Annotated in this window: 19 protein-coding genes and 1 pseudogene; 3 read left to right on the forward strand and 17 right to left on the reverse strand. The window is 62.0% G+C overall.

What is annotated here, in order from left to right; all coding sequences use genetic code 11:
* Positions 1-26: 26 nt before the first annotated feature.
* From GR328_RS04205 to GR328_RS04235, 7 genes and pseudogenes are all read right to left on the reverse strand, one after another.
* The gene (locus tag GR328_RS04205) at positions 27-977 is read right to left on the reverse strand and encodes a hypothetical protein (RefSeq protein WP_160883265.1); all 951 of its coding nucleotides are present in this window, start codon (positions 975-977) and stop codon (positions 27-29) included.
* On the reverse strand, positions 974-1468 hold the full coding sequence (locus GR328_RS04210; RefSeq protein ID WP_160883266.1) for a c-type cytochrome: 495 nt from the start codon (positions 1466-1468) through the stop codon (positions 974-976). Before GR328_RS04210 ends, GR328_RS04205 begins: the two co-directional genes overlap by 4 nt.
* On the reverse strand, positions 1459-1998 hold the full coding sequence (locus GR328_RS04215; RefSeq protein ID WP_160883267.1) for a DUF3341 domain-containing protein: 540 nt from the start codon (positions 1996-1998) through the stop codon (positions 1459-1461). The genes GR328_RS04210 and GR328_RS04215 overlap by 10 nt, the downstream gene beginning before the upstream one ends.
* Entirely contained in the window at positions 1995-3308 is a 1314-nt protein-coding gene (nrfD, locus tag GR328_RS04220; RefSeq protein WP_160883268.1) for an NrfD/PsrC family molybdoenzyme membrane anchor subunit, read from the reverse strand. Before nrfD ends, GR328_RS04215 begins: the two co-directional genes overlap by 4 nt.
* A 3-nt stretch (positions 3309-3311) precedes the next feature.
* Positions 3312-6227 carry a TAT-variant-translocated molybdopterin oxidoreductase gene (locus GR328_RS04225; protein ID WP_160883269.1) on the reverse strand — a complete coding sequence of 972 codons (2916 nt, stop codon included), beginning with the start codon at positions 6225-6227 and terminating at the stop codon, positions 3312-3314.
* 5 nt (positions 6228-6232) lie between these two features.
* Positions 6233-6883, reverse strand: coding sequence for a cytochrome c3 family protein (locus GR328_RS04230; protein ID WP_160883270.1), 651 nt, complete (start codon positions 6881-6883; stop codon positions 6233-6235).
* Positions 6884-7220: 337 nt separating this feature from the next.
* Positions 7221-7646, reverse strand: a pseudogene (locus tag GR328_RS04235) (methyl-accepting chemotaxis protein); the annotation flags it as partial.
* Between the two features lie 854 nt (positions 7647-8500).
* On the opposite strand from GR328_RS04235, the gene GR328_RS04240 reads away from it, so the two are divergent.
* The gene (locus tag GR328_RS04240) at positions 8501-9157 is read left to right on the forward strand and encodes a TerC family protein (RefSeq protein ID WP_160883271.1); all 657 of its coding nucleotides are present in this window, start codon (positions 8501-8503) and stop codon (positions 9155-9157) included.
* 372 nt (positions 9158-9529) lie between these two features.
* Here the strand turns inward: GR328_RS04240 and GR328_RS04245 are convergent, their stop codons facing one another.
* From GR328_RS04245 to tcuA, 3 genes are all read right to left on the reverse strand, one after another.
* Complete coding sequence (locus GR328_RS04245; protein ID WP_160883272.1) at positions 9530-10498, reverse strand: Bug family tripartite tricarboxylate transporter substrate binding protein; 969 nt, start codon at positions 10496-10498, stop codon at positions 9530-9532.
* An 89-nt stretch (positions 10499-10587) separates the two neighbouring features.
* Positions 10588-11745, reverse strand: a complete 1158-nt coding sequence (gene tcuB / locus GR328_RS04250; RefSeq protein WP_160883273.1) for a tricarballylate utilization 4Fe-4S protein TcuB — start codon at positions 11743-11745, stop codon at positions 10588-10590.
* Positions 11732-13120, reverse strand: a complete 1389-nt coding sequence (gene tcuA / locus GR328_RS04255) for an FAD-dependent tricarballylate dehydrogenase TcuA (protein ID WP_160883399.1) — start codon at positions 13118-13120, stop codon at positions 11732-11734. Before tcuA ends, tcuB begins: the two co-directional genes overlap by 14 nt.
* 367 nt (positions 13121-13487) lie before the next feature.
* Between tcuA and GR328_RS04260 the strand changes: the two genes are divergently transcribed.
* Positions 13488-14168: a GntR family transcriptional regulator gene (locus GR328_RS04260; protein WP_160883274.1), complete on the forward strand. Its 681-nt coding sequence runs from the start codon at positions 13488-13490 to the stop codon at positions 14166-14168.
* Between the two features lie 639 nt (positions 14169-14807).
* On the opposite strand, the gene GR328_RS04265 is transcribed toward GR328_RS04260, so the two are convergent.
* The 5 genes from GR328_RS04265 to GR328_RS04285 all read right to left on the reverse strand — a co-directional run bounded on the left by GR328_RS04265 (position 14808) and on the right by GR328_RS04285 (position 20178).
* Positions 14808-15236, reverse strand: a complete 429-nt coding sequence (locus GR328_RS04265; protein WP_160883275.1) for a PilZ domain-containing protein — start codon at positions 15234-15236, stop codon at positions 14808-14810.
* 130 nt (positions 15237-15366) lie between these two features.
* Positions 15367-16059 (reverse strand): LuxR C-terminal-related transcriptional regulator, encoded by a 693-nt coding sequence (locus GR328_RS04270; protein WP_160883276.1) that lies wholly within the window; start codon positions 16057-16059, stop codon positions 15367-15369.
* Between the two features lie 4 nt (positions 16060-16063).
* Positions 16064-18322 carry a hybrid sensor histidine kinase/response regulator gene (locus GR328_RS04275; protein WP_160883277.1) on the reverse strand — a complete coding sequence of 753 codons (2259 nt, stop codon included), beginning with the start codon at positions 18320-18322 and terminating at the stop codon, positions 16064-16066.
* Positions 18323-18335: 13 nt separating this feature from the next.
* Positions 18336-18617 carry a pilus assembly protein gene (locus GR328_RS04280; RefSeq protein WP_160883278.1) on the reverse strand — a complete coding sequence of 94 codons (282 nt, stop codon included), beginning with the start codon at positions 18615-18617 and terminating at the stop codon, positions 18336-18338.
* Positions 18618-18639: 22 nt separating this feature from the next.
* The gene (locus tag GR328_RS04285; protein WP_281351901.1) at positions 18640-20178 is read right to left on the reverse strand and encodes a type II and III secretion system protein family protein; all 1539 of its coding nucleotides are present in this window, start codon (positions 20176-20178) and stop codon (positions 18640-18642) included.
* Positions 20179-20568: 390 nt separating this feature from the next.
* Here GR328_RS04285 and GR328_RS04290 point away from each other — a divergent pair, with 390 nt between their 5' ends.
* The gene (locus tag GR328_RS04290; RefSeq protein ID WP_160883280.1) at positions 20569-20751 is read left to right on the forward strand and encodes a Flp family type IVb pilin; all 183 of its coding nucleotides are present in this window, start codon (positions 20569-20571) and stop codon (positions 20749-20751) included.
* 176 nt (positions 20752-20927) lie between these two features.
* Here the strand turns inward: GR328_RS04290 and GR328_RS04295 are convergent, their stop codons facing one another.
* Together GR328_RS04295 and GR328_RS04300 are read right to left on the reverse strand one after the other, a co-directional pair.
* The gene (locus GR328_RS04295) at positions 20928-22235 is read right to left on the reverse strand and encodes a TadE/TadG family type IV pilus assembly protein (RefSeq protein WP_160883281.1); all 1308 of its coding nucleotides are present in this window, start codon (positions 22233-22235) and stop codon (positions 20928-20930) included.
* A gap of 40 nt (positions 22236-22275) precedes the next feature.
* Positions 22276-23247: a type II secretion system F family protein gene (locus GR328_RS04300; protein WP_160883282.1), complete on the reverse strand. Its 972-nt coding sequence runs from the start codon at positions 23245-23247 to the stop codon at positions 22276-22278.
* Position 23248 lies beyond the last annotated feature (1 nt).

Below are 23248 nucleotides of genomic sequence, written 5' to 3' on the forward strand. Positions count from 1 at the left end.
GTGATTTCACGTCAATGGAAACACCTTTAGGGCGCGCTCGACGCCTCTTCGGCATAGCTCGGACGCATTCTCATCACCATGATGAAAACCGCGATCCAGAGGCAGAGCGTGCCGAGGACAAGACCTGTTTCCAACAAGGACAGGCCGTCCCTTGGCTGGAGAACCCAGAGCGTGTGCGTACCATGATAGAGGAGCACCAACGCACTTCCGCCCAGCATGGCGGCGCGGCTGACGCCCGAGGGGATCAGCACCACGATCGCACCTGCCATCAGCAGATAGGACGTCGTGAGAAGCCCCAGATCCCAGGGGTCGGAGCGTCTCGCGTACCAGCCTGCCCCTTGCGGAAGGTTGGCGAGCCAGACGATGATGAACTGCGCGAACCACGTCCAGACCGTCAGAAACGCCAGCGTCAGCAGCGCACGCTCCAGGCTCGACATGCGCATGGAAGATGTCGGCGCCGGCTTGAGAAAGTTCACCAGGATCGCACCGGCCAGCGCCGCGAGAACTTGCGCGAGCCCAAAGGCGAAACCGAACAAGGTGGACCACCAGTGCGGCTCACGCGACAGCACCCAATCGTAGGCCGCAAAGCTCATGACGGGCGTCATCAGGGCCAGACCGAGTGCACTGACGCGGCGGACATGCTGCGTGCGGATCAGCCAGAAGGCCATCCCGGCACAGACCAGCAGATAGAGAGTGCTTCTGATCAGAAAGAAGCCGGTGCTGAGATACACGGCCCGCATCGGCGGCAGGTGGTCTCTTTCGGCGACCCAGGGAAAGAGCTGATCGAGGCCGAAAGCCAATGGCATCCCGAGAAAGACGAGCAAGGGCATCGTCAGGGCGGCGGCCTCGACTTCCGCACGGATCGGAGCCAGCCAGTGCTCGCTCATGAGGTGACCGATCATCAACACCATCAGGCTGCCCATCGATAGTCCGGCGAGCCCGACAAAGCCGACGTAAAGGGCTTCCATGACGCTCATGGAGACACCGCTTCCTGGCGCGGCGGCACGCCACCTTCCGCCTGCAGCCGCTTGACATGATGGGCGATGGCCCAGCGATCCTCCGGCGGAACCCGGTCCGCATAGGGGAACATCCGTCCTCGTCCATGGGTAATCACGCCGACGATCTGCTCGGGAGACAACGTCCGCAGGCGCTCCTCATGATAGGACGGCGGCGGCGGGAAACCGCGCGAGACCACCGTTCCGTCCCCCCGCCCGCTCAGGCCATGGCAGGGCGAGCAGAATGCCCGGAAGCGCTCCTCGCCCCTGGCGAGCAGATCGGGCGTGACCTCCGGCCCCGGCGGGGCGAGCGCCGCCTGTTGCGCAGCCGTCCCCCTGGCGATCGTGCCCGGAGGAACGGGCACGTAGGGCCGCTGGACGGCGCGGGTCGAGGAGACGGCATCCCGTTGTTCGGTGCCGGTATCGCAGGCCGCCAGCAGAACAAGGCCGATGCAGGCAACCGCTAGCCGCACGCCAGCACCTCCCGCACGGCCTCCGGCGACAGCGTTTCCAGGAAACTGCGGACCGCTGTGGTCTCGAAGAGAGGGTCGCCGCTCAGGATGCACAGGAAGAACCGGTCCTCGGAGGCCCGCTCGAATCCGGGAACCGCGAAGACCGGGTGATGCAGGCGCGGCAGCCGCAGGATCAGAAGAAGCCCGAGCAATGTCGCAACGCCCGCCCAGAGGATGGCGACGATCAGCGTGGACGGGATGAAGGCGGGCCAGCTGTGGAGCGGGCGTCCTCCGACATTCAGCGGATAATCGACGACGTTCATCCAATACTGAGACCCATATTGCGCCCCTGCGCCCAGCACGGCCGCGACGAGCGCGATCCAGGGAATGGCAGACGTCCGGTAGTCGAGTTCCTTAGCGAGGTCCGCGAGCGGAAAAGGGCTGAACGCATCGAGCTTCGTGAAGCCTGCGCGCTTGGCTGCCTTGACGCCGTCCATCAAGGCTTCCGGCGTCCTGAACTCGGCCATGATGCCATGGAGGCGCTGCGTCATGAGGACTTCTCCTGATGCTCGTCGTGACGGGTTTCGAACATGGAGACCACCGGCAGGAAGCGTACGAAGAGCAGCAAAAGGACTGCGAACAATCCGATGGTGCCCAGGAACAGGCCGGTCTCGACCAGCGTCGGGCTGTAGTTTCTCCAGATCGAGGGCAGGTAATCCATCTGGAGGCCGCCGACGACGATCGAGAACCGGTCGAACCAGATGCCCACTCCGATGGAGAGGCCCACGAAAACCCCGGCGACCGTGCTCTGACGGGCGGCCCTGAACCAGAACAGCTGCGGGATGACGATGCTGTAGACGATGGCCGCCCAGTAGAGACCGGCATAATCTCCGGTCATGCGGTTGAGAGTGGCCTCCTGCGCCATACGATCTGCCAGAAGGGCAAAGACGAATTCGTCGATATAGAGATATCCCGACACGAGGGAGCTCGCGAGAACGAGCTTGCCGAGGAGATCGATGTCTCCCTCGTCGATATATCGCCCGATCCGCAAGCCCCAACGCAGCAGCACGGCAACGAGGAGAACGATGGACAATCCTTGTGCAAGGCCGGTTGCAACGAAGTGAAGCGGCTGACGGGTCTCGTGCCAATCGGGCACCAATGTGACGGCGAACTCGAACGCCACAGTACTCTGCATGATGAGGATCAACGGCAGCACCAGGATGGCGACGAGCCGGTAGGCGCGTTGGTGGTAGGCCCAGTGACGCACGGAACCGCGCCAGCCGAGAGCGAGGACTCCATAGACGGTCTGCGTCGTCCTGCGCCGGGCCCGGTCGCGCAGGGTCGCGAGATCGGGGATCAGGCCCACATACCAGAGCAGACTCGTCACGATGACATGGGTGCTGATGGCCCAGAAATCCCATGTCAGAGTGCTGCGGAACTGAGGCCAAACCTGGAAAGTGGCAGGGTACGGGAACGTCCAGTAGAACAGCCAGGGACGCCCGAGATGGAAAATCGGGAAGATGCCCGCACAGATGACGGCAAAGAAGGCGACGCCCTCGGAGAAGCGGTTGACCGCGGTTCGCAGATCATGCCGGCGCAAGACGAGAATGGCGGCGAAGAGGCTCGCCCCATTGGCGATGCCGATCCACCAGGCATAATTGATCAGGTCGAAGCCCCAGACGAACGGGATATTCACGCCCCAGACGCCGACTCCCAGGAGCGACACCGAAACCAGCGTATACCCGAGCAGCAGAACGAGCGCGCCCGATGCCAGAAGAGCGGCCCACCAGATCGCGCCGAAGCGGCGGGAGAGTGGGACCTCCGCCACCGGGCTTGTGATGGCCTGCGCGTCGCTGCTCATCGACTATCCCTTCTCCATGGGCGCCTCGATCCGGGCGAGATAGGTCGTCCGCGGCTGCGTGTTCAGGTCGCCGAGCAGCGCGTAGTTGCGCGCGCTCTTCTTGAGCCTGCTCACGGCGCTGCCGGGATCGTTGACGTCGCCGAACACGATGGCCTGCGTTGGGCATGCCTGCTGGCATGCCGTCGCGACCTCGCCGTCGCGCAGGCGTCTGCCCTCGACGCGGGCATCGGCGCGGGCCGCGCCGATCCGCTGAACGCAAAACGTGCATTTCTCCATGACGCCGCGGTCGCGGACCGTCACCTGCGGGTTCATGGCGTCGGGCGACGGCGTGTAGTCCGTGCCCTGGTAATCCAGGAAGTTGAAGCGCCGCACCTTGTAGGGGCAGTTGTTCGAACAGGTTCTCGTGCCGATGCAGCGGTTATAGACCATGTCGTTGAGTCCTTCGGAGGAGTGCACCGTCGCGTTCACGGGGCACACCACCTCGCAAGGAGCCTTCTCGCAATGCATGCAGGGCACCGGCTGAAAGTAGATGTCAGGGCTGGCAGGATCCCCGCCGTAATAGCGATCCACACGCAGCCAATGCATCTCACGCCCCTTCGCCACCTCCTCCGGTCCGACGACGGCGATGTTGTTCTCCGCCTGGCAGGCGATCACGCAGGCATTGCAGCCGATGCAGGCGTCGAGATCGATCACCATTCCCCAGGCATGCTCTTCATACGGCCATTCTGGATAGAGAGAGGGCTGCTCCTCCGTCTCCCGCGCCGGCGCCTCGCCGGGTGCCAGGACGCGCACGATGTCGCGGCTCCGGAGCGAATGATGCTGCTGCGTGGATATGAGCGGAAGCCGCTCGCCGGTGGCCCTGATGCCGCCCGTGGCGATCCATGGCCGTTGCGAGGGGCGAAGCGCGTAGGCATCGAACCCGATGCCGTTGCCGATCCGGCCGGCCCGCTCGCGCCCGTAGCCGAGAGGCAGCGTCACGGCTCCGGGTGCATGTCCAGGCAGGATCCAGACAGGAGCGCGCAGAACGCGACCTTCAACCGTCAGATCGACGGCATCGCCCGAGGACAATCCGAAGATGTCCGCCGTCTCGGGGGCGATCAGTGCCGCATTGCCCCAGACCAGTTTCGTCAGGGGCTTCGGCAGTTCCTGCAGCCAGCCATTATTCGCATAGGAGCCGTCCCATACGGACGGGTCGGGAACGAACACCACGTCGATTCCGGCTGACGCGACCGGCGGCGTAGGCTTCGGCACCCACTCAGGTCGAACTGCCACGTCGATGGCAGGCGAGGTCGTGCCTTCAACGATTCCGTTCTCGAGCGAACGCGCCCAGCGTTCCTCGAAACCGTCTCCCCAGGCCTCACGCCACGTCGCCTGGACAAGCCCGCGACCGTCGACGTTCTGCCCCGCCATGAGGCCGAGAAACTCCTCCGCGCTCAAGGCCGGCTTCAGTGGCATCGTCACAGGCTGCCTCAACCCCACCGTGCCATCGAAGGCCCGCAGATCACCCCAGCTTTCCAGCGGGTGGGCTTCGGGAATATGCCAATGACAGGCGACGGCGGTCTCGTCCCGATGCTGGCCCAGATGCAGCGACAGCGGAACCCGTCGAACGAGATCGGCCATGTCGATATCCGCAGGAGCCGTATGGACAGCATTGCTCCCGAGGATCACCAGGCGGGACACCTGGTCCGCAGCGATGGCTCGCACCAGATCGTCGAGCGTCCGGGCATCGCTCATCACGGGGCGGACCGGCTCCAGGATGCGGATCGTCGTCCCGACGGCGCCCATATGAGCGTTGATCGCGTGCACGAGCGCATGCACCCCGGACGGCAGTTCACGTCCCGCAACGACCAGGCTACGGGAGCCGGCGCGGCGCAACTCGCCCGCCAGCCGGGAAACCGACGGGTGCACATCCGGTGGCGGCGGCACGGCATTTGCCCCGAGCGACGCCGCGAGCGCCTGAGCGAAGGCCTCGAACTCGCGCGGCCGGAGGACGATCCTCTCATCGGCGCGCGTCCCAGCGAGGCTCGGCCTGGCTTCGACGGCGAAGAGCCGCGGAAGTTCCCTGCCCTGCATCCGCCGCCGTTCCTGATAATCGGCGGCATAACGCAGATGGCCCGGCTCCTCGGCGAAGATGTCGCCCCCGAGGGCAACGATGGTGTCTGCCTGGGTCAGATCGTAGGCGAGATCGACGTCGCGCCCGAACACGGTCAAGGCAGCGGATTGCCTGTTGTCATCATCGATCGGTGAGAACACATGCCATTGCGCGAGAGGAAAGAGCTGCCGCGCCTGCGCGACGAGCCTGTGAAGGGTCGGCGACGACGTCGGCGGCATCAGGACATGCAGCCCTCGCCCCTCGGCGACGACGAGTTCGTTGCGCACGGGACGAATGAAGTTCGTGAGCTCCTCCCAGCTTCTCGGGGAGCCGTTCTGGAGGGGAGCGCCGGACCGGTCCGGATCGTAGAGGGCCAGGATTTCGGCCTGGGCGAACACGTCCGTCGCCCCGAGGCTTGCCGGGTGGAGCGGATTTCCCTCGATCTTGACGGGACGCCCCTCCTGCGTCTTCACGAGAACGCCTCTTCCGTAGCCGTTCAGCGAAAGGGACGTGGCGACCGTCAGCGGCACTCCCGGCGTATAGCCAGGCATGTTATGGCTCTGCGACAAGAGAGGAGACTTCTTACCCGCATCGCCTCCATTGCAGCCGGCAAGACCTCCCAGAGCCAGGGAGGCGCTCATCAGCTTAAGCAGGGTCCGACGGTCGACAGGCGAAGCCTGGACGACATCAGGGAATTCGGCCTCCACATAGCGGCGTATGTCCGGCGCATCGGCCAACTCCTCGAGGCTGCGCCAGAGCCTCGGCCCCTCCTCGGCCGCGAGGCGGGCTCTCAAGGCATCAAGGTCGAATGGCGTTCCTTCACCCATCGCTTCTACCGGTGGCATGTATTGCAGCTGGTGAGGCGCCGGGAGGCCTCCCGGTAGAACGCGCGAACGTCGTCCGGCAGATCCTTGCCATGCGCCTCATAGCCCATGGCGAACACCGCCTCTCGCGGCCGAAGGTTCGGCACCGGATCACGATGACAGTCCAGGCACCACCCCATGGAGAGGGTCTGGGTTTGCACCGTCTTTGGCATCTGGTCGATGCGGCCATGGCAGGTCTCGCAGGCCACCCCCTTCGTGACGTGGGCGGCATGGTGGAAATAGGTGTAGTCCGGCAGCCGGTGAACAGACGTCCATTGGATCGGCTGCCCGAGCGTGAAGCTCGTACGCACGGGATCGAGGACGCTCGCCCCGACCCACACCTGGGAGTGGCAGGTCATGCAGGTCTGAGCGGACGGCATGCCGGCATCGGCCGCGCGCTCGACGGTGGAATGGCAATAGCGGCAATCGATCCGCAAGGCTCCGCTGTGGAGATCGTGCCGGAACGGAACAGGCTGCGGCGCGGGCTTGCCCACATTCCAGGTGCTGTCGGAGCGAGCCCAGACATAGGCTGTCACGCCCGCGGAAATGACCCCTAGACCCATGAGCACGATAACCACTCGGAACAGAGTGGTTGCTGCCGGCGTGAAGAGTTGCGCCATCGCCTGTGCCGCGCGTCCCCTGTTGCGTCAGGCCTCAGGCCTGATCGAAGCTTCGCTGTTGACACAATCGGTTCGCCGCAGCTTCGTTCCCTCGGGACGATGCAAGACCGGCACGATCGGGAGAGGGCGAACACCTCGAAGCCGCCTCTCGGGCAGCGCGGCCTGCAGGGAGATCCCGCGCATCCATACGGTATCGCCGCGGACCCTTTCCGGATGCCACAAAGGAAAGGACTGCTGCAGCAGCGATCCTCCTTTAGTTTCTCAACCATGCACGGTGGGCTGGAGATATGAGCATGCGTCGAGCTCACTCAGCCATCCTGTTCCAGCTTTTGAATTCTTAAGCGGCTTTCACACCCTGGAGGAAGGTGGCGACCTCGTGGCTGAGATCGTTGGAGTGGCGGGCGAGTTCCTGGGCGGCTCCCAGCACCTGGCTGGCCGCAGCTCCCGTCTCGCCGGCCCCATGCTGCACGTCCACAATCCTGCCCGTGACCTGCTCGGTGCCGCGGGCGGCTTCCTGGACGTTGCGGGCGATCTCGGCGGTGGCCGCGCCCTGCTCCTCCATGGCGGCGGCGATCGAGGTGGAGATCTGGCTCATCTCGGTGATCGTGCGCGCGATCTCCTGGATCGCGTGCACCGTCTCCTGCGTGGCCTGCTGCACCGAGGCGATCTGGGCCGAGATCTCCTCGGTCGCCTTGGCCGTCTGGCTGGCCAGCTCCTTGACCTCGGTGGCCACCACGGCAAAGCCCTTGCCGGCCTCGCCGCATGACAGAACAGCGATCAAACCGGTCGCGAGTGCCAGGGCGAACATGGTTGAAGAATAGGAGTAATGCAAATCCTCGACCGGGATCCCGACGTAGAAAATGCCGTTGACGCGACCGGCCTCATCGAAGCTCGGCTGATAGACGGCATAGAACTGTTTACGAAGAGCGTAGTGGGGCCAAAGTAGGTTTCGCGCCGGCGCACATAGATCTGGGCCGGACTGTCTGCTGTCGGAGCCGCATCAACGGCGCATTCGTCGGCCAAAGGGAACTTATCGTCTTGATTTTGCTTAGGGCTTGCCGCCGATACAGCCGGAAAGTCTTGAATCACTTGCCGAGATCGGCAGGGTTGAAGGATGCCCAAACGTAATTGCCGATTACCCCCTATGTTGCAGCGCAAGAAGAACTCTCATTCATTCGGGCGGAAGATTATTCGATCAAAGCTCCGTGCGCTCCGGATTCTGCCATCGGTGGACCACATTGATGAAAAGGAGGTCGACCGCTAAGCAGTTGCCGCACGGAACCGGATTACTCTATTAAGCCACGCTCGTCCCGCTTTGGGCGGGCAGCGGGGACGCCCCCACATACGGCATAATCCTCTGCATGCTTGCCTCTTGAGTTCACGTCGCCTCGCCTATACAGCATGAATACCAGGCCGGGCCCCTCTGGCAGTTCCGATGAACTGCGATGTCGGACTGGATATCCAATCGGGTGGCTCGGCTCATGATGTTCTGCCGACCGTAATCCTCTCAGTCATCCCTACAGCCGTCTGGCAGCGGACGCGGGATGCTGCGTGGTTTGCGGAGCGGTCAATTCAGAAGTCATGACGGCTGCCCCTGTTCATGCAAACGGGAGCCACATGAGCGAATTTTTCACCACAGAAGCCCTTACCGCCCTCCTCCAGGTGATCATGATCGACCTGGTGCTGGCCGGCGACAATGCCATTGTCATTGGCTTGGCCGCCGCCGGCCTGCCCAAGGAGCAACGGGCGAAAGCCATCCTGATCGGCATCATCGCGGCCACGGTCCTGCGCATCGGGTTTGCCGCCGCAACCACCCAGCTCCTTCAGATCGTAGGCCTGCTTCTGGCGGGCGGCATCCTGCTGCTCTGGGTATGCTGGAAGATGTGGCGCGAGCTGCGCACCAGCCATGCCGAGGAGATCCAGGGTGAGGAAGCCCTGGAGGGGCGCGACCTGGACCACGACGGCAGGATCGCGGGCACGGCCCCGCGAAAGACCTTTGCCCAGGCCGCCTGGCAGATCGTCATTGCGGACGTGTCCATGTCCCTCGACAACGTGCTGGCGGTGGCAGGGGCCGCCCGCGAGCACCCCAATGTGCTGATCTTCGGCCTGATCCTGTCCATTGCCCTGATGGGCGTGGCAGCGACCTTCATTGCCCGTCTGCTCCAGAAGCACCGCTGGATCGCCTATGTGGGCCTGGCCATCATCCTCTATGTCGCCGTCGAGATGATCTACCGCGGCGCTCTGGAGGTCTGGCCACTGGTCAACGGCGGTTAGTCCCGATGCCTTAGCTTGTGCGATGGTCCGTCTTTAAACTCAGAGGCGGACCATCACCGAACTGGGGCGGGTCCAGGCTGTCGCGCTCGGGCAACCCACCCTCGAACGCTGAGATGGGATTGCCGATGACCAGAACGGCAGGGCCAGCCGACGCGGTGGCCGGCATGACTTTCGGACCGATGTCGGAAGGGGAGAGGGTCCGGTGATCGGTCAGGCCTCCTCAAACGAAACCGGCGCGAGCCCGGAGAGTGAGCACGATGGCATGCCCGGCCGGGTAAGCGCGGCCCGGCGGAGTTGTGCCCTCATGGAATTCCTTAAAAAGAAGCGCCGCGTTCCGGAAACGCGGCGCTGCAACGGCATTGGTCCTTGGAATTAGGACTTCACCAACCCCACAGAAGTCAGCACATCCCGTGTGCGAGCCTGCTCCGACTTGACGAACTCGTCGAGCGCCGGTCCCGTCAGGAAGATGTCCTCCCAGCCGCGCATGGCCAGGATCTTCTTCCAGGTCTCTGACTTTGCGAGATCCTCGAACATCTTCGTGAGCTGCGCACGGTCATCGGCCGAGATGCCGGGAGGCGCAACGATCATGCGCCAGTTGGACAGCTCGAGATCGATCCCGCTCTCCTTCAGGGTCGGCGCGTCGACGTTCGGCAGACGGCTCGGAGAGGAAACAGCGAGCAGGCGCAGCTTGCCGGCCTGGATCTGGCTCATGAATTCGCCGAGCGAATTGATACCTGCCGTCACCTTGCCGCCGAGAAGCGCCCCGAGGGACTCGCCACCGCCGGAGAAGGCGATGTAGTTGGTCTTCGACGGGTCGGCACCGACGTTCTTGGTGATCAGGGCTGCGAGGATGTGGTCCGGTCCGCCGGCGGACCCGCCGGCCCAGGTCACCTTGGCCGGATCGGCCTTGATCATCTCGCCGAGTTCCTGCATCGACTTGATCGGCGAGGCCGCGGGGACCGCTATCGCCTGCCATTCGCCGGTCAGCCGCGCGATCGGCGTGACCTGGTCGAGCGTGACGGGAGATTTGTTGGTGATGATCGCACCGACCATCACGTACCCGCTCGCCATCAGCTGAGTCGGATCTCCCTTGGCGCCATTCACAAACTGGGCAATGCCGATCGTCCCACCCGCGCCGGGAACATTGGTGACCTGCACGCTCTTGGCGAGGCCGGCCTCGGTGAGGCCCTGTGCCACCGAGCGCGCGGTCTGATCCCAGCCGCCGCCAGGAGCTGCGGGCGCCATGACCTTCAGGCTCGGGGCCTGCGCGAAAGAAGCCGATGGCAGGGCCGCACCTGCTATCAGAGCCAGCCCGAAAAATGTCCTACGGTTGAATTTCATGGTTTATCCTCCTTGGGTAAGTGGTCATGCCCGACACTGGCGTGGCGTCGGGCTGTTCTTGGAGCCCGTCTGAGGCTCGTGGCGCCTCCTCACGCTCCAGCTTTGGCGTTCGGAATGGCGAGAGCCTTGGCTTTCGACGGGGTCGGCTCGTGGAGCGCGCGGCGCTCCTTGGCGTAGCGAACAAGCGCTCCGAAGCGGTAGATGCCGTGCACGAACTTGCTGTACGGCATGGTGATGAAGAAGCCGAACACGAAGCCCATGTGGAGCGCCAGCATCGTACCCATCATGGGGGTTGCACGCAGCACCAGGAGCAGCAGGCCGGTCAGGCTCACAAGGAACAGCATGGCGATGAAAGCCATCTCCATGCCGCGGCCGTTCTCGTCCCGCAGGGCCGGATCGCGCTTGACCTTCGCCCACATCAGGCCCGCAGGCCCGATGACAAGGCCGATCCCGCCCAGCGTCCCGAGCACCACTGGCAGGTCGTACCAGGGGTACGGCGCCTGCATTCCGAGCAGATAGTGATAAAGGGTCGCCGTGCTGGTCGCCGCCAGGCAAAGGAAGAATCCGTAGAATGTCAGGTGGTGATAGAGGCGGCGACGATCGGTCGGCCGCTCGTCCTCGTTGAAGCAGCCGGGACCGCCGCCATCGAGGTAGCGCAGCGCCATGGTATCCTTCATCGCCTGCCAGACCGAGACGCCGTTGGTCAGCGTCTCCCGCGTCTCGCCGATGTCGCGCCAGAACATGCGAAAGCCCATGATCAAGGCCGCGATTGCATAGAAGAACGCGGCACCGAACACACCGGCCATCGCGTTGTGAGACATGATCCGGTAGAACGCGCCGGGCCCTGTCTGCACGCCGAACATCACCGCCGGATCGTTGATCGCCATCAGCCCGAAGAAAAACACGCCGACGCTGAGCGCCGCGATGAGGCTGACCGCTAGGCCGTTGCGCTCGAACAACGGAGCCAGCGCCCGTGGCCAGACATAGAACTTGTAGGAGTCGTTACGAACCTTCGCCAGCGTCTGCGGCACGTTGACGTTGAACTCGTGCGGCGGCGAGAACTGGCAGTCGGTGTAGCAGGCTCCGCAGCTGTGGCAGAGATTGGCCAGGTAATTGAGATCCCCGTCCGAGAAGGCGCGCCGCATTTCCATAGCAGGAAAGACCGCGCACAGTCCTTCGCAGTAGCGGCAGGAATTGCAGACCGTCATCAGACGGTCGGCTTCCTTGAGTGCTTCAGTTGCGTGCATTGTTCGCAGCCTCCCGTCCGGCAATCCGTCCGAAGACGCTGCCGATGGTCATTCCGATTCCGGCGGCATAGCCCTTGCCGAGCACATTGCCGGCCATGATTTCGCCTGCGGCGAACATGTTGGCGGCAGGCGTCCCGTCGGCCATGAGCATCCGCGCTTCCTTGTTCACGCGCGTTCCGAGATAGGTGAAGGTGATGCCCGGCCGCACTGGATAGGCATAAAACGGCGCGGTCTCGATCCGTCTGGCCCAATGGGTCTTCGGCGGGTTCAGTCCTTCTGTCCGGCAATCGTCCAGGATCGTGTGGTCGAAAGTGCCAGGGCGGACAGCCTGGTTGAAGGTTTCGACCGTCGTCTCGAGGGCCTGGGGATCGAGCCCGAGCTTGCCGGCAAGTTCCCGGATGCTGTCCGCCTTCACGGGCGGGTAGAGCGACGGCATGAACATTTCGAGGGAAGGTCCGTCGAAGATGATGTAGGCGATCTGATCGGGCTGGGCCGCGACAAGACGGCCCCAGATGGCGTAGCGCTTCGGCCAGATGTCCTCGCCCTCGTCGTAGAAGCGCTCCGCGTTCTTGTTCACCACGATGCCGAAAACGACGCAGTCGAGCCGGGTGATGATGCCGCCGTCGAACTTCGGCGCCCGCGCGTCGATAGCCACCGCATGGCATTGGGTGGGATCGCCGATCTGCTGCACACCCTTGTCCAGCAGCATCTTGAGCACGGATCCGCGGTTATAGGGCGTGCCGCGGATGAGAAAGTTCTCGGCGACGTCGCCCCAGTACTGCTTCAGCCACTCGATATTGGCCTCGAAGCCTCCCGCAGCGGCGACCAGGGCAGCCGCGCGTACCTTGTGCCGCTGCCCCCCGTAGGCCACTGTCGTCGATTGAAACCTGCCGTCCTGAATGTCGAGGTCGACGACTTCCGCGTCGTAGAGGACGTCGACACCAAGGTCCTCCGCCGTGCGGTAGAGCGCATTGAGCATCGCCCGGCCTCCCCCGAGGAAGAACGAATTCGTGCGCCCCAAACTGAGAGTTCCGCCAAGAGAAGGCTGCCAACGGACGCCCTGCTCGACGATCCAGTGAAGAATCTCCTTCGATTCCCGGATCATGAAGCGGGCGAGCTCCTCGTCCGTCTGGCCGCCGGTGACCCGCAGAAGGTCTTCCCAGAACTCCTCCTCGGTGTAGGGGCCGGTCAGGATCTCGGTGGCTGTATCGTGGGCGCAGCGCATGTTGCGGGTGTGGCGCGTGTTGCCGCCCCGATAGAACTTGGGAGCCGCCTCGAGCACAAGCACGGAGGCGCCGGAACGGCGGGCGCTGATGGCGGCGCAGAGAGCGGCGTTCCCGCCGCCGACGACCAGGACGTCGTATTTGCGTGTCAGTTCGACCGGGACGGTCCCGGCCCGTACATCAGAACGGGAGGCCCCCTTCGTCCCATCCTGCGGAAAGTCCCTCGCCACCACAATTCCCACCTTCACCTCTCCAATTCCCGGCATAACCGTCGGAGTTCCGACTGGCGCGAGCCCGAAACAGCCCGGAGCCCATCGAACCCACCCGGACTGGGACGCAGCGCCACAGCGACGGCCGATTGCCCAAAGATCCAGACAATGAGGGTGCCTCCCTCAAATGTGCCCTGATCTGCAGCTCGCATTTTGAACACCTTTGTATACAAAAATATCCAAACCCTCTCCCTAGTCAACCCGGATGTTCGGTGCTTCATAGAATTGAGCAATATCCTCAGGAGGACCGATGGCAGATCAATCCGCTCACGAGCTGGAACTGGTTGGCCGGAACTCCGGCATTCCACTGAGCGAGGCGGTCTTCAGGTCGCTCTGCCAAGCTTTCCGTGTCGGAGTTTACCGCCCGGGCGACCGGTTGCGGGAGGAGGACGTGGCCCAACGCCTCCAAGTCAGCCGCACGCCGGTCCGGGAGGCTCTTGGGCGCCTTCTGGCCAAAGGATTGGTGGAGCCAGCCGGAGGGCGGGGATTGGTGGTGCGCAGTCTTGGGACTGCCGAGGTTCTCGAACTCTATGCCATGCGAGAAATCCTGGAAGGCGCCGCAGCCCGCCTCGCAGCCCAGCATGCCTCTCGGTCGGAGATCGACGCCCTCGTTGATCTGGAGAGCGCCTTCGAGGCTCGGTCGAGCGACCCTCTCGAAATGGCCCGGCTCAACCGGGCCTTCCACGAGATGATCTTCCGCTCCGCCCGAAACCGGTATCTCGACAGTGCCTTGCAAGAGCTTCAGGACGGGATCGCCCTCTTGGGCACGACCACGTTCAGCATCGGAGGCAGGCCCTCGACGGCGGCCGAGGAACACCGCGCCCTCATCGATGCCATCGCCGCACACGACGCCGACCAAGCCGAGAGCTTGGCAAGGGCGCACATCCGGGAAGCCTTGCGGGCGCGCCTGAGGCTGCTGCAGGAGCGTTGAAGCATTCTTTGGCGAAGTGGTTCCGGTTCGCAGCCAAAGAATGAGACGAGGTGGAGCAGCTCCCTCCTGCTGCGCGGAGTGGCGCAGTATATGGGCGACCGCTCGGATCCATGCCTGAGACAGCATCAGCGAAGAGGGGGCGGCCGATGGCCAACATGGGGCCAGTCGCCGACCGCGGCGAGCCCGGACTTTCATCAAGCTCCTCCGGGCTCTTTCTAACGACCGGGACCCGCACGGCCGAAATGTCGCCTGCAAGGCCATTCGTTGCGGTCAGGATTCCCTTACGCTCACGCGCCATGCCGTCGCTCAACGCAAGGCCTAGGCCCGTTTCCGCTCCGGAAGGCGTCGTCGTGACGACGGCTTGAAGATCTTGTCGAAAATGCTGCCTCCGTTATCCTCAACCAGAATGCGCGCGAACTGACCGGCCTCTCGTCGTCTATCCGGCATGTGATTCGATCCGGCCGAAGAATCCGTATCAGCCGCGCGTCCTTTCCTCGCGGATGGATATCGGGCATTCCGTACGAGATTGACGACGCCCTGCTCAATCTCATCCTGGCGACTGTTCTACCTCCTGAACCTTTCGAACTGATCGGAAGCGTAGACCAATCCGCGTTCCCGAAAGGCTTGCGGAAGTTCCGCTCAGCTCGTGATCTCGAGCTTCAGCTTGACCGTTTCGGAGGGAATCCCCATTGCTTCCGCGATCCGGTGCCTCGCCTCGTTCAGAATGTCCTCCACACTCGACTTACTGATCCCTGATTCAGCCTGGCCTTGATCAGCGATACGTTGAGGCAGACTGGCGCCAAGTGCTGTGCCCTGCGACCCTTCAATGAAGGCGACCCCATGTTCCTTTCCGTCAGACCAGACTGCTTTTGCCTTCACCGAGATCTTTCGGCTCGGTATCTCCAACTCGAATTCCGGAGGGATTTCGGTGGGGTGAGAGAAAGCGATTCGTGCTCCTGTCTCGGACAGGTTCCTCACGGTGCATTCGATCAGCGAGAACCGATTGTTGAATATGACCCGCGCATCGAGCAGCGTGCGTACGCGATTGCTGGAACGACGTTTGTTCATGAGGATCTACCCTACCATTGCCGACCCACCGAAGCCGGATTCGGCCAGGCTTGCAGACACACCTGCACTCTCGGAGCGGGACCGCATCCTGGTCACACGATCGGCATGCATTCAGTTGCGACTGTCGTGTCTAAGCATCATCGTCTTTGTCCGCAGATACCAGATGCCGGGCTCCAAGCGCCGCGGCAGCAGAACGGCTGTTGACGCCGAGATTCTTGAACAGCGCGGCCATATGAACCTTGATCGTGCCGTCACTAAGCTGAAGGGCCCTTGCAATCTCCTTGTTGGACTTGCCCGCGATCAAAAGATCCAACACCTGCCTTTGCCGTGGCGTGAGCGAGCTGACATCACCCGTCAGACGACTCGAGCGGCCATGCAGGAACGTGGCCGCATCGGAGGCGGAGGACACTTCGGCGACAGAGGGCGGAACATAGATCCAGCCCTCCACGATCTTCCGAAGAATCTTCGTCATCTCGGCCATGGAAAGATCTTTTGAGACATAGCCATGGGCGCCCGCATCAAGGGCCATCAGGATGTCCCCGCGCGCTTTCGATGCGGACACCATCGCGACCTTCGTGTTCGGAAAGAACTCCCGAACTGTTCTCAGGCTTCCCGGGCTGTCCATGCCCGGCATGGCTAGATCGAACAAGGCAAGGGCAATGTCACCCCGTGCCGTGAGATACTCCAGGGCATCGTCGAACGATCCCGTCTCAATCACTTCCGAAAAGCCGAGATGGCTGGTGAGAATGAATTTCATCGCAGCCCGGAAGAACTCGTCATCATCGGCCGTCAGAGCTATTCGAGGAGCGTCCTGCAAACTCATCTCCCTACACTGTATGCGCATTCACGCGGTTGAGCATTTCGCATACCCTTGCATGCACGTCGTCGGCAGCAACCCGTACAACCTGGAACACACCGGATAGCTCCTCGCGAGCCTTGCACGCTTCTTCAAGCCTGACGCAAAGATGCGCGAAATCGGAAAATCCGAAGATCGAGGAACGGGAAACCATCACGTGCGCTTTTCGGGCCAGCTGCTCACTCTCGATGGTTTCGGGATCTCCTTCGAGAAAAGTGCTTTCCAGCTGCTCCTTGAGTTCCGTCAAGCCTCGGGCGACCCACTCGCGCCCCATGAATTGGCAAAGGCTCTCTATGCTGTCGGGTTGATCCGAGCCTTGCGATACTCCATCCATTTCAGGCTCTCCTGCAGTAACCGCCGCAGCGACCAAAACGGCGTCCACCTTCTCCAAAAGTTGCGCACGGGTGTATGGCTTAGCAAGATGATCGTTCATTCCCGCCGCCCTGAACTCCCTGATGTCCTGCGGGAGGACGTTGGCAGTCATCGCTATGATCGGAACATTCCTTGCCGGATGGTCGAGGCTACGAATCATCCGCGCAGCTGTCACCCCATCCGTATCAGCCATTTCGACATCCATCAGAACAAGATCGTAGCGCCTCGTTTGAACGGCTGTGACAGCCTCTGCTCCATCCTTCGCCGTGTCAACGATATGGCCGGTCGCGCGGAGCATGGCCTGTGCGAGCTCACGGTTCTGGTCGAGGTCATCGACAACGAGGATGCGACCCGTCCCAATGGAAACGTGAGGATTATCGGCCTCAGACACATGGCGGGCCGCCGTCTCGGCTCTTGGTAGCGGCACGACGAACCAGAAGGTCGAACCTTTTCCCTCTTCGCTTTCGACGCCGATCTCACCACCCATGAGTTCGACGAACCGCTTCGAAATGGCGAGTCCAAGTCCCGCTCCACCCATCCGACGGCCGGCCGGGTGATCTAATTGCGCAAAACGCTTGAACAACTTTCTCTGCTGATCAAGGGCAATTCCAGGTCCCGTATCGATAACCGAGAACCGTATGCGATCACCCTCGTCGGAAGTTCCCGTGTTCTCAATCCGAAGAGTTATGTTTCCTTTGTCGGTAAATTTCACCGCGTTATTAAGGAGATTGAGAAGAATCTGGCGCAGCCTGCCGACATCGCCAAGCAAGCATTCCGGAACGTCTTGGCCCGCTTCAACACGGATGGGCAGCGCTTTCTTTCGAGCGGCTGCGCGAACGATGGATACCGCGTTATCGACGAGCTTCGGCAAAGAGAATGGCTCGGCTACGAGAAGCACCTCGCCTGCTTCGACCCTCGAGAAATCGAGAACGTCATTGACCAGTGCGAGCAATGCGTAGCCTGCATTTTGAATATGATCGACATAGCTTCGCTGTTCGCGCGTCAAGCCCCGGCTTTCGTGCAGGAGTTCGGTATAACCGATCACTCCGCTCAATGGCGTTCGGATTTCGTGGCTCATCGTGGCCAGGAAATCCGTCTTTGCCGCGCTTGCTCTCTCGGCCACGTCACGGGCCTGCTGCGCCAGCTGCTGGGCTGCCTTCAGCTCTTTCTCCACGCCGCGCCGACGCCGAAGATCTCTGGCCACGGCCGTGGAGGCGACGATCATCGCAATGACCATCCCGGTGAGCAGAGTGAGTGTGATCGTCTCCCACATGTGTGCCTGCCTTCTGAGATTCTCGGACAGGCGTCGACCGGTCTGGACTTCCTCTGCACGGGTTCTTTCGATAAGCGAGCGGATCTCATCAACACGGATCTTGCCGGTCCTGCCGTGAACTGTCCGAAGCGCTTGATCCGAGCCTACGAACTGATAAACGGTAATTGCGAGGTGCAGCTCGGCCAATCTGTCCTCGATCAATTTTCTCAATATTTGCATACCGGGCCGGAGACTGACTCCGTTCTTGACGAGCGCATCCAAGTGGCCCGAAACGGCATCATAGGCGGTCTGATAAGATTTCAGGGCCTCGGGATCCCCTCTCAGGAGATATACGAGATGATTGATCTCTGCCTCTTGAAGCGCTTCGGACAGATCGCCGATCAGAACGCGCCGCTCGAAAGACCGACCAAGGTTTTCGCCGAACTCGGTGCCCTGCCTTCCCTGTGTCAGGATCAGCGCGAAGATCACGGGGAAAAGAAGGCCGATCGTGCCGATCACGAGCAGCGTCGCGCGTGCGATATGCCTCCCATCCCTCGCAGACAGATACGAACGCAAGTCTGCTAACTTCCGGCGAGTGTCGAACATGGTATCCAGAAGGTCATTCAGTGCCGCCCTGCCCCGGTGGTGTTGCCGGCCCATCCTGATCGGGCAGGGCCGCTGCCGCTCCAGTGTTGGCGTCCGCGCCGCCGTCGAAATAGCTGCGAGTGGCTCTGGCCACTCGCTCGCCGTCGCTCGTGATCCGCGTGTTAGTGACGTATGGAGGCCAAGGATCGACCGTATGGACGACGCGGTTCCAGGCTTGCGCCTCTCCGGCCGCGAAGGTGATCGTGTCGCGCCGCTCCAAGTAATCGGCGCAGCCACCAAGGGTCGAGGTCGTCAACGCAAGAACAAGCGTGACTACCTTAGTCCTTGACGATCTTCTTCCGGACGATCCTCTTCTTGACGACTTTCTGTGCGGCATGCGGCTTTCCGGGCGTGAGGTCGACGATGTGTCCGTAGGGACCGATGATCCCTTTGCCAGCAGCGATCCCCTGCAGTGTGTCGTTGTCCACCTCCAGCTTGCCGAGAAGGAAGAACTCGAGATCGTTGCTGGGACTGGCTGAATCGAGCGGCGTACGGAGAGGGCGCCCAGGCCGCGTGGGCTTGACGAGGCGCGGCGTCACGATGATGACGAGATCGGTTTCCTGCTCTCTGAAGGAGGAAGACCGGAACAGGGCTCCCAGAACCGGCAACTGTCCAAGCCAGGGAAGTTGGTCTTGGGTTTTGGTATGAACGCTCTGCAAGAGACCCGCGATGACGAAGCTCTGACCGTCCCGGAGCTCGATTGTCGTGTCGGCCCGCCTTGTCGTGAACGCCGGAATCTGAATGGCCCCAGTACGCACCGTCGTCGAGAAGTCGACCTCGCTCACCTCCGGCTGAAGCTTGAGATTGATCAGCCCGCCATCGAGTACGGTTGGCGTGAAGTTCAGGCGTACGCCGTACTCCTTGTATGTAACGGTGACCTTGCCGTCCTCCTCGGAAACGGGAATCGGAACTTCGCCGCCGGCCAGGAAGCTCGCCTTGTCACCTGAGAGCGCAACGAGATTCGGCTCTGCGAGGCGGCGGGCCAGTCCCTTCCCCTCCAGAGCCTGGACCAGGATGTCAGCATCGATGCCAACGCCCAGCACTTCCGCTAGGATGGTCCCGAATGGAGCGCCTCCACTCGGAAGATTCGCGTTGAAAGTGATAGCGCCCGAGGAATTGGGGCCGCGGAACGCTCCGGTTGCCACTCCGCGACCGCTCCGATCGTTCTCCCGGCGCATGAACCAGCTTATTCCGAGCTCCCGCCCGGCATTGCGGCTCGCCTCGACGAAACGAACCTCCAGCATCACCTGCTGGCCACCGGTCACGCGAAGCGTATTGATCACTCCTTCTGATCCGTACTGCTCAGCAACCTCGAGCACTTTGCGCAAGGCTACGGCGTCTGGAACCGTGCCGCCGAGCCGGATACGGCCATTGACCGTGTCAACCCGGACATTGGCGTTTGGAACGGCCTCTTGGATCGACTGTTCCAGATCGATGGTATCGGCGCCGACCTCGACATTGGCCATACCGATCATTACGTCGTCTGCATTGAACACTGCAACATTCGTGCGCCCCTCGCCCCGGCCAAGGATATAGAACGAGCGACCGCTCATCACGACGGCCGTTGCAATGTCAGGATCGCCGACAACCACCTTGCCGATGTCGACCGCCGTCCTCACGGTCATGAATTGACCTTTGGCCAGGTCAATCCCGCTGGCGCGGCCGTTTACGAAGGTGATCAGCCGCTCCCGTGCCTGGGATTGGGACGGGACCAGGAGACTGCCCAAGCAGGAAAGGACCAGAAGAAGCACCTGGGAGAGCGCCAACAAACGGCAAGCAACAAGCCTGCGACGCCACTTCGTCAGAAACACGGGCATATCCCCATTGAGGCAACCAGAAAGCCGTAATGAAATTCACCGGAATCTGACGCTCTGCGCATATGCTTCAAGTGGCAACATAGCCGTTGGAGCAAGGTCCCCATACACGTGAGAAAATTTCGCTCATGGAGGTATTAACGAAATTTCGTTTCGTCACGTGAGAACCATTATCGCTCTTCCGCATGAACCTCTATCAGGCCACCGAGAAATTCCGCTCGGACTCCGCTGCACTCTATCATTGCACTTGCTGTTCCTCGGCGGATGGTGTGCATTAATGCGTCCTCCGACAGTGCATTACCCCATCGTACCGAATAGCGGGCGAAGACGGCTGAGAGTAAATCATTCCCACCAGCGAGGACGAACGGTTCGGCCTCCACAGGGATACATGAAATGATCAAGCTCATCACTCGCTTCGGCAAAGATCAGTCTGGCGCCACCGCAATCGAGTATGGCCTCATTGCCGGCCTCATCGCCGTCGCCATCATTGGTGCGGTTCAGCTGATCGGCGCCGATCTTGCTGCCTACTTCAACAACATTGCGACGACTCTTACGCCCCCGGCAGCCAGCAGCTAATACATTTGCGTCTGGCAGAGGCTACTATCCCAGCGCCTTCTGGCAGAGTGCATTCCAACTGACCTTCACAAAAAGGCCGCTGTTTTCAGCGGCCTTTTTCGCATCTTGGCCAAACTCCTGCCCACAAACGACGGCTGCGCCGTACATCCTGAATGGGCCATCTCTGGGGAAAGACATCACTCCACGAGCTTGACCGACTGGCTGGTCACGATTGGCCGCGTTCCGGTCGCCTGGCAGTCCGACTGCACCTCGGAGTTGCCGGTGAAGGTGACGGTCTTGCCGATGATCTGGGTGCAGCCGCCTGTGGAGCCGGCACGTCCCGAATATTCAATGCCCGAGCCAGGGAAATAGATTGCTCCATTGAAGGCCGATCCGGACGCGCCGTTGACCTGATGGCTCGCAACCGTGCTGTCTCTTGCACCGAAGAAGAGGATTCCGGCGAACGGGCCTTCGGCCGGTGCATCCAGGTTGATCTGGGCGCCACCGTTGAGCTTCAGACTCGCCCCCTTGGCCATGTAGAAGGTCACGCCAGACCCTACGAGAGTCGTTCCGGCACTCACGGCGAACTCCCCCTCGATGATGTAAAGGCCGGGGTTGAAGGTGATGCTCCCGCCCGTCACCTTCAGGCCAGCACAGAAACGCAGGGTCGGAAGGCCGCTCGGGTGCGATTGGTAGGTCGGAGTCAAGAGCGCCGAGCCGGTGCTGTAACTGTCCGGCTTGTAGCATGTTCCGCTTATCGCGGGCTCTGAAACATCCGCATAAGGATCCATTGTCACCGGGGCCTGTTCGCGCACGGCGTCGCAGGTCTGCAGTGTCAGGTCGGAAGTCGTAACGGCCCCGCCAACGGTACTGATGCAGTCCGTCGTCAGATGCCCTCCGCCTTGCATTTTCAGGGAATCCGACGCGTTTGAATTCGAAGCGACATCGCAGCCGTTGAGGGTCACGACTGTCGATCCCGCGACTGTAACGGCCCCGGGTGCGCTCGGAGAGAGCGCCAGAATGCATGCCTGAGAAACCATATCGAGCTTTGCAACGGCGCGTGCGTGGATGTTCACGGGATCGCTCAGGAACAGTGATGAGAAAAGCAACGGCTGAACCTGTGTCAGCACGACTTCGATGCTGCTCCTATCCCCGGAGTATGCATGAGACGTGGGAGGAGTACTGACCTGGATCGTGCCGGCTTCGGACGAGAAGCCCGAAGCCTGGGCCACATGGAGCGCCGCTGCCGCAATGCCGCTTTGATCATCGCCCGCACGCTTACGGATTGCCGCGGCATGGGCGGAGACATCGGCGGCGTGTTGCAGCTTGCGCTGGGCCAAGTACCAGTAGCCTGCCTCGGCTCCGAGGCCCATGGCGCCGATCAGAACTGGGAAAACGATAGCTGCAACCACGGCGATCGCGCCGCCGTCGTCGGTACGAAACGTGCTGAGCTTGGCGCGGAAGGCCTCTGCCCGGTACTGCGACCGCGACAGGTGGGCTCTCAAACGATTCCAAAATGGGGGCATCGGCGGAAGTACTTATGGGTTATGATAATTTGGCGACCTGAATGATGGCCGGTGTTATGATCACGGCGAACAGGACCGGCAGGAAGAACAGGATCATCGGCACCGTGAGCTTGGGCGGAAGAGCCGCCGCCTTCTTCTCGGCCTCGCTCATGCGCATGTCGCGATTCTCCTGCGCCAGAACTCGAAGCGACTGGCCGAGAGGGGTTCCGTATTTCTCGGACTGAATCAGACTGGTGACTACACCTCGTACCCCGTCAAGACCTGTGCGCTCGCCGAGGTTCTCATAGGCCTTACGTCGATCCTGAAGGTAAGCCAGTTCGGCGGTGGTCAGGCTCAGCTCCTCCGCCAGCTCCGCCGACTGGGAGCCAATCTCCTCCGACACCCTCCGGAAAGCACTCTCGATTCCCATGCCAGACTCAACACAGATCAAAAGAAGATCAAGCGTGTCCGGCCATGCGCGCCGGATTGCCCGCTGGCGCTTGGTGATCCTGTTCTTCACGTAGATCAGCGGCGCGTAATAGCCCAAGGAAGCCACCGCGAGGACGATCCCGAGTTTCACGAATAGAGGATGTTTCAGTTGCAGAACGAGGAAGACGTAGAACCCGGCGATGGCGAGCAGTACGGCCGGGGCGATCAGCCGTGCCGCGACGAATGTTATGGCAGGCCCCTGTCCACGGTAGCCCGCCATCCGGAGCTTCTGCATAAGTTCGGCGTCCTCGGCCTGCTTAACGAGATTGAAGCGCTCGACAATGGCCTGATAGAACTTCCTCGGCTCACTTCTGAGGGTAACCTGTTTTTTGCTCTGGTTGAGCCGGGCGCGCTCGCGAAGCCTGATCCGTTCCCGCTCATTGGCGACTTCGGCCATGCGGGCTTTCAATTGATCGCGCGTGAGATAGGGCCATGCCACCACGAGGATGGCGAGGAAGACCGAGCTCGCCGCCGACAGAGCCACGAGCAGCTCGACATGGGTGCTGATTGCGCCGAAGGACATC

Source organism: Microvirga makkahensis (assembly GCF_009830105.1).
Taxonomy (GTDB): domain Bacteria; phylum Pseudomonadota; class Alphaproteobacteria; order Rhizobiales; family Beijerinckiaceae; genus Microvirga; species Microvirga makkahensis.